This is a genomic window from Agrobacterium pusense (assembly GCF_900102105.1).
In the GTDB taxonomy this organism is placed as follows: Bacteria; Pseudomonadota; Alphaproteobacteria; order Rhizobiales; family Rhizobiaceae; genus Agrobacterium; species Agrobacterium pusense.
The window spans coordinates 683,212-696,719 of sequence record NZ_FNBB01000002.1 but is presented as its reverse complement, the minus strand read 5'-3'; the positions used below and the strand labels follow the sequence as shown (position 1 = coordinate 696,719).

General features: G+C 60.6%; 14 protein-coding genes. 8 read left to right on the top strand and 6 right to left on the bottom strand.

Features of this window, described 5'->3' with window-relative positions; translation table 11 throughout:
- The first annotated feature begins 42 nt into the window (after window positions 1–42).
- From BLU28_RS08250 to BLU28_RS08240, 3 genes are read left to right on the top strand one after another with little or no spacing between them, the layout of a single operon-like run.
- On the top strand, window positions 43–306 hold the full coding sequence (locus BLU28_RS08250) for an acyl carrier protein (RefSeq protein ID WP_034499138.1): 264 nt from the start codon (window positions 43–45) through the stop codon (window positions 304–306).
- Window positions 303–1,835 carry an AMP-binding protein gene (locus BLU28_RS08245; RefSeq protein ID WP_077986292.1) on the top strand — a complete coding sequence of 511 codons (1,533 nt, stop codon included), beginning with the start codon at window positions 303–305 and terminating at the stop codon, window positions 1,833–1,835. Before BLU28_RS08250 ends, BLU28_RS08245 begins: the two co-directional genes overlap by 4 nt.
- Window positions 1,819–3,096, top strand: a complete 1,278-nt coding sequence (locus BLU28_RS08240; RefSeq protein ID WP_168247055.1) for a type III PLP-dependent enzyme — start codon at window positions 1,819–1,821, stop codon at window positions 3,094–3,096. The genes BLU28_RS08245 and BLU28_RS08240 overlap by 17 nt, the downstream gene beginning before the upstream one ends.
- Here the strand turns inward: BLU28_RS08240 and BLU28_RS08235 are convergent, their stop codons facing one another.
- The 6 genes from BLU28_RS08235 to coaD all read right to left on the bottom strand — a co-directional run bounded on the left by BLU28_RS08235 (window position 3,097) and on the right by coaD (window position 8,560).
- Window positions 3,097–4,254, bottom strand: a complete 1,158-nt coding sequence (locus tag BLU28_RS08235; protein WP_077986344.1) for an aminodeoxychorismate synthase component I — start codon at window positions 4,252–4,254, stop codon at window positions 3,097–3,099.
- Window positions 4,255–4,445: 191 nt separating this feature from the next.
- Window positions 4,446–5,576, bottom strand: a complete 1,131-nt coding sequence (tgt, locus tag BLU28_RS08230) for a tRNA guanosine(34) transglycosylase Tgt (protein WP_077986293.1) — start codon at window positions 5,574–5,576, stop codon at window positions 4,446–4,448.
- Window positions 5,576–6,658: a tRNA preQ1(34) S-adenosylmethionine ribosyltransferase-isomerase QueA gene (gene queA / locus BLU28_RS08225; protein WP_077986294.1), complete on the bottom strand. Its 1,083-nt coding sequence runs from the start codon at window positions 6,656–6,658 to the stop codon at window positions 5,576–5,578. Before queA ends, tgt begins: the two co-directional genes overlap by 1 nt.
- Window positions 6,659–6,921: 263 nt before the next feature.
- Window positions 6,922–7,431 (bottom strand): peptidylprolyl isomerase, encoded by a 510-nt coding sequence (locus tag BLU28_RS08220; RefSeq protein ID WP_004442093.1) that lies wholly within the window; start codon window positions 7,429–7,431, stop codon window positions 6,922–6,924.
- Between the two features lie 36 nt (window positions 7,432–7,467).
- Window positions 7,468–8,037, bottom strand: coding sequence for a peptidylprolyl isomerase (locus BLU28_RS08215; RefSeq protein ID WP_004442095.1), 570 nt, complete (start codon window positions 8,035–8,037; stop codon window positions 7,468–7,470).
- A gap of 28 nt (window positions 8,038–8,065) precedes the next feature.
- The gene (gene coaD / locus BLU28_RS08210) at window positions 8,066–8,560 is read right to left on the bottom strand and encodes a pantetheine-phosphate adenylyltransferase (protein ID WP_006698870.1); all 495 of its coding nucleotides are present in this window, start codon (window positions 8,558–8,560) and stop codon (window positions 8,066–8,068) included.
- A 436-nt stretch (window positions 8,561–8,996) separates the two neighbouring features.
- On the opposite strand from coaD, the gene BLU28_RS08200 reads away from it, so the two are divergent.
- The 5 genes from BLU28_RS08200 to trpC all read left to right on the top strand — a co-directional run bounded on the left by BLU28_RS08200 (window position 8,997) and on the right by trpC (window position 13,502).
- Entirely contained in the window at window positions 8,997–9,176 is a 180-nt protein-coding gene (locus BLU28_RS08200) for a hypothetical protein (protein ID WP_004442101.1), read from the top strand.
- 38 nt (window positions 9,177–9,214) lie between these two features.
- Window positions 9,215–9,349 (top strand): hypothetical protein, encoded by a 135-nt coding sequence (locus BLU28_RS26775; protein ID WP_004442104.1) that lies wholly within the window; start codon window positions 9,215–9,217, stop codon window positions 9,347–9,349.
- Between the two features lie 404 nt (window positions 9,350–9,753).
- On the top strand, window positions 9,754–11,646 hold the full coding sequence (locus BLU28_RS08190) for a peptidyl-prolyl cis-trans isomerase (protein ID WP_077986296.1): 1,893 nt from the start codon (window positions 9,754–9,756) through the stop codon (window positions 11,644–11,646).
- Between the two features lie 16 nt (window positions 11,647–11,662).
- The gene (trpD, locus tag BLU28_RS08185; protein WP_006698866.1) at window positions 11,663–12,676 is read left to right on the top strand and encodes an anthranilate phosphoribosyltransferase; all 1,014 of its coding nucleotides are present in this window, start codon (window positions 11,663–11,665) and stop codon (window positions 12,674–12,676) included.
- 10 nt (window positions 12,677–12,686) lie between these two features.
- A complete protein-coding gene (gene trpC, locus BLU28_RS08180) occupies window positions 12,687–13,502 on the top strand; it encodes an indole-3-glycerol phosphate synthase TrpC (protein ID WP_004442113.1) in 816 nt (271 codons plus the stop codon).
- Window positions 13,503–13,508 lie beyond the last annotated feature (6 nt).

Genomic DNA, 13,508 nt, shown 5'->3' with positions numbered 1-13,508 from the left:
GCGGCAGCCATGGAAAATATACGGGGAGATCGGGGAATGAACATGCTTGCAGCAAAAACGAGCGAAATAGAGATTGCTGATACCATTCACTCCTATCTTTCGGACCGTTTCCCTGCCTATGCACCTTTTTCGGCCGACACGCCGCTTCTCGAGGGAGGCGTCATCGATTCGCTCGGCTTTCTGGAGCTGATGATCTTTCTTGGTGAAGGCTTCGGCATCATTCTCGACGACGAACATTTCACCCCCGACAACCTTGGCACGCCCGCCGATCTCGTCGCCTTCGTCCTCAGGGAACGGAGGAGATGACACCTCCTTTCCTGCTGCACCACCTGCTGGGCGCGCGCGCGGCAAGCGACGGGCAGGCGATCGTTTATAAAGACACATCCCTGAGCTACCGGCAATTTGCCGAAGCGGCGGAACGATGCGCGGCTGCCTTGCAGCAGGCCGGGGCGCAACGCGGCGACCGGGTCGTCATTTTTCTGCCGCGAGGCACGGAAGAATGCTGGGCGATCTTCGGCGTCAGCATGGCCGGATGCGTCTTCGTGCCGGTCAATGCGCTGCTGAAGGCGCAGCAGATACGCCATATCATCGTGGATTGCGGCGCAGAACTTGTCATCAGCAATGCGACCATGCGCGACGAGCTGAGCGCGGCACTGGAAGGTCTGGCCGGTGTCCGCGTGCTTCTGGCGAACGATATCGCCGAAGGCAGCAAGACGTCGGTCAAAAGCCCGGCGGCAATCGGCGAAGACCTCGCGGCGATCCTCTATACATCCGGTTCTACCGGCTCACCCAAGGGCGTGATGCTGTCGCATCGCAATCTGCTGGCCGGCGCGCGCATCGTGCGTACCTATCTGGAGATTACCGGCAAGGATCGCATTCTTTCCCTCCTGCCCTTCAGCTTTGATTATGGCCTCAACCAGCTGCTGACGGCAGTGGAACAGGGCGCGACAACAATCATCTCCACCTTTAGGCTCGGTGACGATATCGTCCGCGACCTGCGCGACCATGCCGTGACCGGGCTTGCCGGGGTGCCGACAGTCTGGGCGATCCTGACGAGGGCGGCGCCGTCGCTTGCCAGGACGCCGCTTCCGCATCTGCGTTACATCACCAATTCTGGCGGGCGCGTGCCGCAGGAAACTGTGAAGGCGCTGCGCGAAAAGCTGCCGGACACGAAAATCTACCTGATGTACGGCCTGACCGAAGCCTTCCGCTCAACCTTCCTGCCGCCGGATGAAATCGATCGCCGCCCGACCTCGATCGGCAAAGCCATTCCCGAATGTGAGATATTCATCGTCACCGCCGAGGGACAGCGGGCAAAGCCCGGCGAACCCGGCATTCTCGTGCATCGAGGCCCGACCGTTTCGCTGGGCTACTGGAACCGGCCGGAAGACACGGCGAAAGTCCTGCGCCCGCATCCCTTCATTCCGGCGGCGCTGGGCGGAGAAACCGTATGTTACTCCGGCGATCTTGCGGTGGAAGACGAAGACGGGTTCTTCAGCTTCGTTGCCCGTAACGATGCGATGATCAAGTCTTCGGGTTATCGCATCAGCCCGACCGAAGTCGAAGAAAGCCTGATGTCGACAGGCTTGTTCCAGCAGGTCGCCGTCATCGGCCTTCCGGACCCCTTTGCGGGGGAAAAGGTGCATGCCGTGGCGACTGCCGCCAATGAAAATATCGATGTTTCCGCGGCACTGAAGAAGGCCGCTGAAATGCTCGCCCCCTTCATGATCCCGCGCGCCATCGAGCTGGTTGACCGGTTGCCGGTCACCGCCAATGGCAAGGTGGACTACCGCGCGCTTGTGCGCGAACGGACGGACAATGGCGCCCACGGATAAACCCCAGAGCCACGGTCCCGCCCTTGCGGCCGCGTCATTCGATATCAGCGAAAACGATCTTGTGATCGGCGGGCTTGCCGTGCGCGATATCGTCGCCGAAACCGGAACCCCATGCTTTCTCTATGATGCTGGCGCGATGCGCCGCGCCTACCGCGATCTCCAGGCGACGCTCTCCGGTTTTGCCGATATCTATTATTCGGTGAAGGCCAATCCCCTGCCCGCCATCATCACGCTCTTCCGGCAGGAAGGCGCCGGCGCGGAAATCGCTTCCGCTGGCGAATATCGCGCCGCTATAAAGGCCGGTGTCGCGCCCGAAAACATCATCTTTGCCGGGCCGGGCAAAAGCAGAGCCGAATTGCACGAAGTGATCACGGGCGGCATCGGCGAAATCCACGTGGAAAGCGCCGAGGAAATTGCCCGCATCGAGGCAATCGGCAAACCCGTCAAGGCCTCTGTCCGCATCAATCCGGTGCCGGATGCGCAAGCCGGCGCCATGCGCATGGGCGGCAAGGCCACCGCTTTTGGTTTCGATGAGGAAGAACTGGAAAATATCCTGCCGCTTTTCCGGCGCGCGGGCGTTATCGATCTCGTCGGCATCCATATCTATGGCGGCACGCAGATTCTCGATGCGGACATGCTTGTCTCGCAATGGCGACATGCCATCACAATTGCCGCCCGCATGGCGGAAATGCTCGGCAAGCCGCTTGAAACCATCGATCTCGGCGGCGGCCTCGGCATCCCTTACTTCGCCGGCGAAGCACCGCTCGATCTCGCGAAGGTAAAAGCCGCCGTCCCCGATCTGAAGGCACTGCTGAAAGCGCATCCGCTGATCGCCGACGCCCATGTCATCGTCGAGCCCGGCCGCTTCCTCGTCGGTCCGGGCGGCATCTATACGGCCGAAGTCAATTCCGTGAAGACCTCGCGCGGAACCACCTTCGTTGTGACGGATGGCGGCATGCACCATCACCTGGCCGCTTCGGGCAATCTCGGTCAGATCGTCAAGCGCAACTACCCCATCGTTGCGCCCGCCATGATGCAGGCCGACCACGCGGAGACTGCAACCATCGTCGGCCCGCTCTGCACGCCACTCGATACGCTGGCTCGCAATGCGGCATTGCCGAGGCTCCAGGCCGGTGACCTCATCGCCATCCTGCAGTCAGGCGCCTATGGCGCAAGCGCCAGTCCCGGGGGTTTTCTAAGCCACGCGGTGGCGAAGGAAGTGCTGGTGGAAAATGGGGCGTTTGAGATGATCGGGCGCTAATCACCCTCGCAGCAGCCTGTCCCCCACAGCGAATTTCGATTTCAGCAGGCACTCGTCATATTCCGCCTCAGCCATGGAATCGAAGACGATGCCGCCGCCGACATTAAAGACGGCGCGACCGTCATCGAACAGTGTCATCGTACGGATCGCCACCGAAAAGCGCATTTCACCACTAGGAGACATCAGGCCGATGGCGCCGCAATAGGCGTCGCGGGGCGTCGCTTCCAGTTCGCGCAGGATTTTCATCGCCCACATTTTGGGCGCACCGGTAACCGATCCGCAGGGAAACAACGCGGCGAGAATGTCTTCCACCGTCATGCCAGGCAACAGTTTCGCCCTGATATGGCTGACCATCTGGTGCACGGTCGGATAGGTCTCGATATCGAAAAGCCGTGGCACATCGAGGCTGCCGACCTCGGTGATGCGGGAAATATCGTTGCGCAAGAGATCAACGATCATCCGGTTTTCGGCGAGCGTCTTTTCATCCGCAAGCATTGCCGCGATGATCGCCCTGTCCTCCTCCGCATCCGCTCCGCGCGGCGTCGTTCCCTTCATGGGATGGGTTTCGATGAACCCCTGCCCGTCAACCGAGAAAAACAGTTCCGGCGAGCGTGACAGGATGACCGGGCCGCCGAGATCGACCAGCGCGCCATATTTCACCGGCTGGCGTTCGATCAATGACCAGAATGCCGTCAGCGGATCGCCGCTCCAGCGGGCATGGACGGGCATGGTCAGATTGCCCTGATAACAGTCGCCCCGGCGTATATGGTCGTGCAACAGCTCGAAACGCCGCCGATACTCGGGAAGTGTCCATGCCGGGACCGGATCGGCAAGAAACGCATCCGCGCCCGGAACTTCGTCAGGCCGCGCAAAGCGGCCGTCATCCGGCTGCGGGCCGGAAAAGACCCCGAAATTCAGGAACGGCACGTTGCGCGGTTTTTCCGCAAAAGGCGCAAGCTTCGGCTCGAACAGGAAACCGGCCTCATAAGACATATAGCCAGCTAAATATTTTCCGGCACGGCGCAGTTCTTCCATGCGCTTCAGCGCTGCAAAAAACGCTTCTCGCTCATCCGCGACGATGATTTCCTCCGGCTCGGTGAAGGCTGTCACCGTGCCGGTCGTGTCATCCCGGAAAAGAACGTAAGGCGCATGTGCCAAGGAAAAATCCGTAGAAGGTAAATCTGGAGACTTCAGGGCGTCGGAAAGATACCTTTCCATCGTCATCCCCGGTTCCCGGATCAAGTCCGAGGATGTCCCGAGGATCTACCACCCGTTGACATTAGCTACCTCGGCAGATCCTCGGCACGAGACCGAGGATGACGTCGAGTGTGGAGACAGGTCACGAGGCATTAAACCGGGTCTATATCGCCCCGCGCCCACATTTCGATTGTTTCCGCATAAAAATCGGCGAAACAGCCTTCCTCGATCGACTTGCGGATACCCTGCATCAGCTCCTGATAATAGGCAAGATTGTGCCAGGAAAGGAGCATGCCGCCCAGCGCCTCGTTGGCGCGTACGAGGTGATGCAGATAGGCGCGGGAGTAATCGCGCGAGGCCGGGCAGTTGGACTGTTCGTCGAGCGGGCGCATATCCTCGGCATGGCGGGCATTACGGATATTGACCTTGCCGCGGCGCGTGAAGGCCAGACCATGACGGCCGGAACGCGTCGGCATCACGCAGTCGAACATGTCGATGCCGCGCGCCACCGATTTCAGGATATCGTCAGGCGTGCCGACGCCCATCAGGTAACGCGGCTTTTCAGTGGGCAGCACCGGCAGGGTAATATCGAGCATGCCCAGCATCACATTCTGCGGCTCGCCGACGGCAAGGCCGCCGACCGCATAACCCTTGAGATCGAGCTGCTTCAGCCCTTCGGCGGAGCGAATGCGCAGGTCCGGCTGGTCGCCGCCCTGCACGATGCCGAACATGGCCTTGCCGGGCTGGTCGCCAAAGGCGACGCGGCAGCGCTCGGCCCAGCGCAGCGACATTTCCATGGCGCGCTCGATTTCCTTGCGCTCGGCCGGCAGCGCGATGCACTCATCGAGCTGCATCTGGATGTCCGAATCGAGCAGGCCCTGAATTTCGATCGAGCGTTCCGGTGACATGTGATGCAGCGAACCGTCCACATGGCTCTTGAAGGTCACGCCCTTCTCATCCAGCTTGCGCAGACCGGACAGCGACATCACCTGAAAACCGCCGCTATCGGTGAGGATCGGGTGTGGCCAGCGGATCAGCTCATGCAGGCCGCCAAGGCGGGCGACACGCTCGGGGCCGGGCCGCAGCATCAGGTGATAGGTATTGCCGAGAATGATATCCGCCCCCAGCTCGCGCACCTGATCAAGATACATGGCCTTGACGGTGCCGACAGTGCCGACGGGCATGAAGGCGGGCGTGCGGATGACGCCACGCGGCATGGCGACTTCGCCGAGGCGCGCGCCGTCGCTCGTGGCTTTCAGGGTGAAGGTGAATTTGTCGTGCATCAGTTTTTCCGGAACAACAGGCTGGAATCGCCATAGGAATAGAAACGGTATCCTGTTTCGATGGCGTGCTTATATGCGTCACGCATCGTTTCGAGACCGCAGAAAGCCGAAACCAGCATGAACAGCGTCGATTTCGGCAGGTGGAAATTGGTCATCAGCATATCGACCGCGCGGAAACGATAACCGGGCGTGATGAAAATGCCGGTCGCATCGGACCACGGGTGAATGGTGCCATCCTCCGCAGCCGCGCTTTCGATCAGACGCAGCGACGTCGTGCCCACGCAGACAATGCGCCCGCCCCGCGCCTTGACCGCATTCAGCCTGTCGGCTGTTTCCTGCGAGACGTGGCCGATTTCGAAATGCATCTTGTGATCGTCGGTATCATCAGCCTTGACCGGCAGGAAGGTGCCTGCCCCAACGTGAAGCGTCACGAAATGCCGCTCGATACCGGCCTTGTCGAGCGCCGCAAATAGCTCAGGCGTGAAATGCAGCCCGGCGGTAGGCGCGGCAACGGCGCCCTTCTCGCGGGCGTAGATGGTCTGGTAGTCGGTCTGGTCCTGCGCATCTTCCGGCCGTTTGGCCGCGATATAGGGCGGCAGGGGAATATGGCCGACGGAGGCAATGGCCTCGTCCAGAACGGGACCGGAGACGTCGAACAGCAGCGTGATCTCGCCCTCCTCGTCCTTCTGCTCGACGGTGGCTTCGAGATGAGCAAGGCCGCAGGCGTTGTCGCGCTCATAACCGAAACGGATGCGGTCGCCCTGCTTGATGCGCTTGCCGGGACGCGCGAAAGCCTTCCAGCGGGACTGATCGGCGCGCATGTGCAGCGTGGCCGAAACGGCCGTCTCCGGCGCGCCTTCGCGCAGCCTGACACCTTCAAGCTGGGCGGGAATGACGCGGGTGTCGTTGAAAACAAGCGCATCGCCGGCCCGCAGGAAGGACGGCAGGTCGAAAACGCGATGGTCTTCCATGCGATTTTCATTCGGATCGACCACCAGCAGGCGCGCGCTATCACGCGGGTTCGCCGGGCGAAGGGCGATATTCTCCTCGGGCAGATCGAAATCGAACAGGTCTACACGCATTGCAAGGGCTCTCGAAAATATCAAAACCCGCCCTCAATGGGGGCGGGCGGTGTGTAGTGACAAGGCTTCGTCTAACGAGACGTCATCCTCGGGCTTGTCCCGCGGATCCAACCACGTTGCCGTTGGGGATCGTTAGATCCTCGGGACATCCTCGGGCTTGATCCGGGGACCGAGGATGACGGCTGAGAGGTTGGCACCCTTGTCATCAATGTGAAACGCCCCGCAGTTTCCTGCGGAGCGGGTAAACACGTTATACGCTACCTTCAAGCCGCCGAAGCGAGCTTCATGGACACGATCGAATCGGGGTCCTTCACCGGCTCGCCGCGCTTGACCTTGTCGATGGCTTCCATGCCCTCGATGACCTGGCCCCAGACGGTGTACTGCTTGTTGAGCCACGGGGAATCCGTGAAGCAGATGAAGAACTGCGAGTTGGCGGAGTTCGGGTTCTGCGAACGGGCCATGGAGCAGGTGCCGCGCACATGCGGGATGGCGGAGAATTCTGCCTTCAGGTCCGGCTTTTCGGAGCCGCCCATGCCGGCGCGGGCCGGGTTGAAGCTTTCGGAACCCTTCTTGCCGAATTTCACGTCGCCGGTCTGGGCCATGAAGTCTTCGATGACGCGGTGGAAAACGACGCCGTCATAAGCACCTTCCGATACCAGTTCCTTGATGCGGGCAACGTGGCCCGGAGCAACTTCCGGAAGCAGCTGGATCACGACCTTGCCGGTCGTCGTTTCCATGATGATGGTGTTTTCCGGATCCTTGATCTCGGCCATGATTATTCTCCTCTGTTCGGGCTCTATTGCCCTGTCTTACTTCTTGCCGACAGTGACCTTGATCATCCGGTCGGGGTTGGAAACTTCGCCGTTGCTGCCCTGCCCGCGCTTGATCTTGTCCACGGCTTCCATGCCGGACACGACCTTGCCGACCACGGTGTACTGGCCGTTCAGGAACGGACCGTCGGCAAACATGATGAAGAACTGCGAATTGGCGGAATTCGGATCCTGCGAACGGGCCATGCCGACCACGCCGCGCGTGAACGGAACCTTGGAGAATTCGGCCGGAATATCCGGCAGGTCGGAGCCGCCAGTACCTGCGCGCTGGGCGCTGAAGCCCTTCTCCATGTTGCCATACTGCACGTCGCCGGTCTGCGCCATGAAGCCGTCGATGACGCGGTGGAAAGCCACGTTGTCGTAAGCGCCCTTCTTGGCCAGCGCCTCGATCTGCGCCACGTGCTTCGGCGCGACGTCGGGCATAAGCTCGATGACAACGGGGCCGTCCTTCAGCTGGACGGTGAGAAGTTCGGCGGCAGACGCAAAGGTGCTGGCGGCAAGCGCGCCCGCAAACATGGCGCCGGCAAAGGCAAATCGAACGAGTTTCATCGGATTGGCTCCAAATGTAAGGCTGAAGTCAGCGCTTCAGCTTGGCGTTAAGGGCTTCAAGCACGGCTTTCGGCACGAAGGCTTCGACATTGCCGCCCATGGCGGCGATCTGCCGAACCAATGTGGCTGTAATGGGTCGCGACGAGGTGCCGGCGGGCAGGAACACGGTCTGGATATCGGGCGCCATCTGGCGGTTCATGCCCGCCATCTGCATTTCATAATCGAGATCGGTGCCGTCACGCAGGCCGCGCAGCAGAAGTCGCGCGCCATGCTGACGGGCCGCATCGACAACCAGATTATCGAAGGAGACGACGTCCATGCGCGCCGCTTCGCCCGGCAGCTGCTCCGCAAGCGCCTGCTTTATCAGCGCTGCCCGTTCCTCGAAACTGAACATCGGCGCTTTTCCGGGATGAATGCCAACCGCGACAATGACCTTTGACGCCACGTTCAGCGCCTGGAGAAGCACATCCAGATGTCCGTTGGTCATCGGATCGAAGGATCCTGGATAAAAGGCAATCGTCATATCGCTCTCAGATGGTGGGCGCGTCTCGACGCTTCAGCATATGTGCCGCCTTTTGTCATGGAGAAGCACGCGGCGCAAGACTTTATAACCACCCCTCACAAGCGCGGCCGTGCCGTGAACCCCCGATGAACGGGCCGTTCAGTGCGGTTTCAGAGCCATTTTGTTTAAATGCACAGCATTGGGAAACCGAAACGCCTTTCGCCCGTTAAGCAACCGGAGAATCGAAAATGCTGGCCTTCATGATCGTCGTTTCGGTCATCTCGTCATTCGCAGCCGAGTATCTTTTCCTCGAATGACGGCCTCAGCCAGTTTCCTGAACGCCAGATGAACGAGCCATTCAAGGAAGTTTCACCGGGGCGATGCTAATCGATTTTTATGATTGACGCGGAACATGATCGGACATGGTGCGTTAACAAGAAACCAAAGGAACAGACAAATGTTTGTAAGAGAAAAACAGTCTACTTCGGCGAAAATCAGCGTCATCAGCACCGCCTGGACAGTTCTGGTTATCGCAATGGTAGCAACGACGTTTAGCCTTTATGAACAAAAGCCTGAAAAGCTTGGACCTGACTATCCGCAACTGACCGCCCGCTACCAGTATATGAATTATTACTGATATCGGGGAGAAACTCTCGAAACTCCGGAGACGACATCATGTTCACATTTCTGACTATGCTTCTTGCCCTGATCAGCGTAATGTTCGTGATGTCAATGATCTCTGTCGTCGCCGAGATGCGACGCGAGGACGAGGAGTTCAAGGCGATGATCCGGCGCGACCGCGCTTTCTGAGTGCGGCAGGCTGGCATAAATCCGCTTTAAGAATGATTGTTCTCAACCGCCCTGGACCCTCCGGGCGGTTTTGTTTTGAAAGGCCTGCGATGGCCGCCCTCGTTCCTCTGCTTGTGACGAGAATCCAGTCAACACACGTCTGTGCGACGGAAAGACTCTTTTCAGCCCAAGGACTTGGGCGGGCTCGATTCCTGTCACAAGCACAGGAATGACGGTGTGGACGCCGCTGATATCCATCCGTTGCCTCCATTTCGGCGCCTCCAATCACACAACCGTTTTCAAAACCCCGTTTTTCCAAGGGAAATTCCCTTCAATTTCCGAATGGATTGATTTAAGGAACGCCGATACGTTGCGGGCCGGACAGCCGGCGACCGCGATGACGTTCCTGTGAGGTTTGCATAACGATGCTCGATTCCCTGAGAAATGCTTCTCGAACCATGGCAGCCAAGCTGCTGCTTCTCCTGCTTGTTGTTTCTTTTGGCATCTGGGGCGTTTCCGCATCGCTTGTCACCGCCAATTCCCACGCCGTCATGACGGTAGGTGACCAGACGGTCAGCCCGGAGGAATTCCGCCTCGCCTATCAGCGGCAGATTTCCGATCTCAGCCGCCAGTTCGGCACAAGGCTGACGACCGAACAGGCCAAGGCCTTCGGCATCGACCGCCAGGTCTTCAGCCAGCTTGCAGCCGGGGCATCGCTTGACGAACTCGCTTCGAAGATGAACCTCGGTCTTTCGGAAGACCGTCTTGCCAAACTCATTGCCGAAGACCCCGCCTTTAAATCGGTCAATGGCCAGTTCGACCGCAACCTCTTTACGGAGCGCCTGCGCAATTCCGGTTTCCGCGAGGACGACTACATCAAGGAACGCAGCAAGGTCGCCGTGCGCAGCCAGATCGTTGAAGCCGTCTCGGACGGTTTTGCCGCACCGCAGGTTCTCATGGATGCCCTGAAGCAATATCGCAACGAGCAGCGCGCCGTTGATTATGTCATTCTTTCGAACGCCGTCATCCCGCCGGTCAAGGCCCCCGGCGACGACGTGCTCGCCCCCTGGTTCGAGACGAACAAGACGAAATATCGCGCGCCGGAATTCCGCAAATTCACCTATGTGAAGCTGGAACCTTCCGACATCGCGGAGCCAGCCTCGGTAACGGACGCCCAGATCGCCGATTATTACAACAGCCACAAGGACAGCTTCCGCACCGCCGGCCGCCGCACGGTCGAGCAGCTGACCTTCCCGGACAAGGAAATGGCCGCCGCCGCCGCCGAGCAGATCAGGCTCGGCAACACCACCTATGACCAGGTGGTGAAGGATCAGGGCAAGACGCCGTCCGACGTCACGCTTGGCGAATTCACAAAGGATACCATCCCCGACCAGTCGATTGCCGATGCCGCTTTTGCCATCCAGAAGGATGGGGGCGTTTCGCCAGTGGTTGAAGGTTCGTTCGGCCCGGTACTTCTGCGCGTCACGGGCATCAAGCCGGAAACCACCCGCACGCTGGAAGAGGCAAAGGAAGACATCCGCAAGGATCTCGCCACCGCTGCCGCCGCGGAAGAAATCACCAATGTGCACGACCGTTACGAGGATCTGCGCGCCGGCGGTTCTTCGCTTGCGGACGCCGCACAGCAGCTGAACCTGAAACCGGTCACCATTGCCGCCATCGACGCAGCCGGTCTCGACGAAAAGGGCGATGCGGTCGAAGGCCTGCCCTCCCCGCAGCTCGCCCAGGACGTGTTCAAGACCGAACCCGGAACCGAGGCCCTGCCGATCAATCTCGGCCGCGAAGGTTACATCTGGTTCGACGTCGAGCAGATCATCCCTGCCCGCGACCGCACGCTTGCCGAAGTCCGCGACGATGTCGTGGCCGACTGGACGGCAGAGCAGCAGCGCACCGCACTTGCCGCCAAGGCCGACGAGCTGAAGGCCCGCGTTGAAAAGGGCGAGACGCTGGAGGCTGTCGCGGGTGAGCTGAGCCTTGCAGTCGAACAGAAATCCGGCCTGCGCCGCACCAGCGAAGATGCGATTTTCGGTCGCCAGACCATCGCCGCCGTCTTCTCGGGCGCCGAAGGCGTGGTCGGCACCGCGGCCGACGCCGATGGTTCCAGCCGCATCCTCTTCAAGGTCACCTCTGTCGACACCAACGCGACGCCGGACGCGCTCGCCAATGACGACCAGCAGTTTGCCGCCATTGCCCGCGCGGCCGGCGACGACATGCTGGACCAGATGGTCAACCGCCTGCAGAATGACTATGGTGTGACGATCAACCAGGCCCTCGCCGATCAGGCGATGGTCGGCTTCTAACCCGGGAGGCGACGAGATGGCCGAACTGAAGCCGCTGATCGCCAGGGTCGCGAATGGAGAAAGCCTGAACCGCGAGGATGCGCGCACGGCTTTCGACATTCTGATGTCGGGCGAAGCCACGCCGTCGCAGATCGGCGGTTTCCTGATGGCGCTGCGCGTGCGCGGTGAAACGGTCGACGAAATCGTCGGCGCCGTCTCCTCCATGCGTTCCCGGATGTTGCCGGTTTCCGCCCCCGCCAATGCCATCGATATCGTCGGCACCGGCGGTGACGGCATCGGCACCTACAACATCTCGACACTCGCCTCGATCATCGTCGCCGGCACGGGCCTGCCGGTCGCCAAGCACGGCAACCGGGCATTGAGTTCCAAATCCGGCACGGCAGACGCGCTTTCCGCACTCGGCGTGAAGCTCGATATAGGTCCCGATCTCATCGCCCGCTGCATCAGCGAGGCGGGTCTCGGCTTCATGTTCGCGCAGATGCACCATTCCGCCATGCGCCACGTTGGCCCGAGCCGCGTCGAACTCGGCACGCGCACGATCTTCAACCTGCTCGGCCCCCTCTCCAACCCGGCCGGCGCAAAACGGCAATTGCTCGGCGTGTTTTCGCCACGCTGGCTGGTGCCGCTTGCCGAAGTGCTGCGTGATCTGGGTTCGGAAAGCATCTGGGTCGTGCATGGCGACGGCATGGATGAAGTCACCACCACGGGCGTCACCCATGTAGCGGCGCTCGAAGGCGGCAATATCCGCACCTTCGAGCTGACCCCGAAAGATTTCGGCGTTGAGCCGGCGCGGATGGACGACCTCAAGGGCGGCGACGGCATTGCCAATGCGGCGGCGCTGCGCGAGGTTCTTTCAGGCAAGCGCAATGCCTATCGCGACGTATCGCTTTGCAACGCAGCCGCAGCGCTTGTCATCGCCGGCAAGGCGGAAACGCTTGGCCAGGCCATGACGATTGCCAGCGATGCCCTCGACAGCGGCAAGGCCGCCGCCGCGCTGGAGCGTCTGGTCGCCGTATCAAACGAGGAATGAGAGCGAGATCATGAGCGACATTCTCAAGAAGATCGAGACTTACAAGCTCGAAGAAATCGCCGCCGCCAAGGCGAAGGTTTCACTGGCCGATCTGAAGGCCATGGCTGCCGACCAGAGCGCGCCCCGCGGTTTTTACAGGGCGCTGAAAACAAAGCAGGCCGAGGGCAAGTTCGGCCTTATCGCCGAAATCAAGAAGGCCAGCCCCTCCAAGGGCCTCATCCGCCCCGATTTCGATCCGCCGGCGCTGGCTGCGGCCTATGAGGCTGGCGGCGCTGCATGTCTTTCTGTCCTGACAGACAGGCCGAGCTTTCAAGGCGCTCCGGAATTCCTGACCGCCGCCCGCAATGCCTGCGCCCTGCCCGCGCTGCGCAAGGATTTCATGTTCGACACCTATCAGGTGCACGAAGCCCGCGCCTGGGGCGCGGACTGCATTCTCCTCATCATGGCCTCGCTGTCGGATGACGACGCGAAACGGCTGGAATACGAGGCTTTCGCGCTTGGCATGGATGTGCTGATCGAAGTGCACGACGAAGAGGAAACGGAACGGGCGCTGAAGCTCGACTCGCCGCTTTTCGGCATCAACAATCGTAATCTCCGCACTTTCGAGGTTGGCCTCGAAACCAGCGAAAGGCTGGCGGGACTGGTGCCCGCCGACAGGCTGCTGGTGGGCGAAAGCGGCATCTTCACCTTCGAGGATTGCCAGCGCCTGAAAAAAAGCGGCATCAGCACCTTCCTCGTCGGTGAAAGCCTGATGCGCAAGGACGATGTGACGGCGGCCACCAAGGCGCTGCTGACGGGCCAGTCCGGCATTCTGGCAGCGGAATAAACCCGG

Bases quoted from the DNA above. Each gene is read 5' to 3' on its own strand.
- BLU28_RS08250 (WP_034499138.1), top strand. From the start codon at position 43: ATGCTTGCAGCAAAAACGAGCGAAATAGAGATTGCTGATACCATTCAC.
- BLU28_RS08245 (WP_077986292.1), top strand. From the start codon at position 303: ATGACACCTCCTTTCCTGCTGCACCACCTGCTGGGCGCGCGCGCGGCA.
- BLU28_RS08240 (WP_168247055.1), top strand. From the start codon at position 1,819: ATGGCGCCCACGGATAAACCCCAGAGCCACGGTCCCGCCCTTGCGGCC.
- tgt (WP_077986293.1), bottom strand. From the start codon at position 5,576: ATGCACGACAAATTCACCTTCACCCTGAAAGCCACGAGCGACGGCGCG.
- queA (WP_077986294.1), bottom strand. From the start codon at position 6,658: ATGCGTGTAGACCTGTTCGATTTCGATCTGCCCGAGGAGAATATCGCC.
- BLU28_RS08220 (WP_004442093.1), bottom strand. From the start codon at position 7,431: ATGGCCGAGATCAAGGATCCGGAAAACACCATCATCATGGAAACGACG.
- BLU28_RS08215 (WP_004442095.1), bottom strand. From the start codon at position 8,037: ATGAAACTCGTTCGATTTGCCTTTGCCGGCGCCATGTTTGCGGGCGCG.
- coaD (WP_006698870.1), bottom strand. From the start codon at position 8,560: ATGACGATTGCCTTTTATCCAGGATCCTTCGATCCGATGACCAACGGA.
- BLU28_RS08200 (WP_004442101.1), top strand. From the start codon at position 8,997: ATGTTTGTAAGAGAAAAACAGTCTACTTCGGCGAAAATCAGCGTCATC.
- BLU28_RS26775 (WP_004442104.1), top strand. From the start codon at position 9,215: ATGTTCACATTTCTGACTATGCTTCTTGCCCTGATCAGCGTAATGTTC.
- BLU28_RS08190 (WP_077986296.1), top strand. From the start codon at position 9,754: ATGCTCGATTCCCTGAGAAATGCTTCTCGAACCATGGCAGCCAAGCTG.
- trpD (WP_006698866.1), top strand. From the start codon at position 11,663: ATGGCCGAACTGAAGCCGCTGATCGCCAGGGTCGCGAATGGAGAAAGC.
- trpC (WP_004442113.1), top strand. From the start codon at position 12,687: ATGAGCGACATTCTCAAGAAGATCGAGACTTACAAGCTCGAAGAAATC.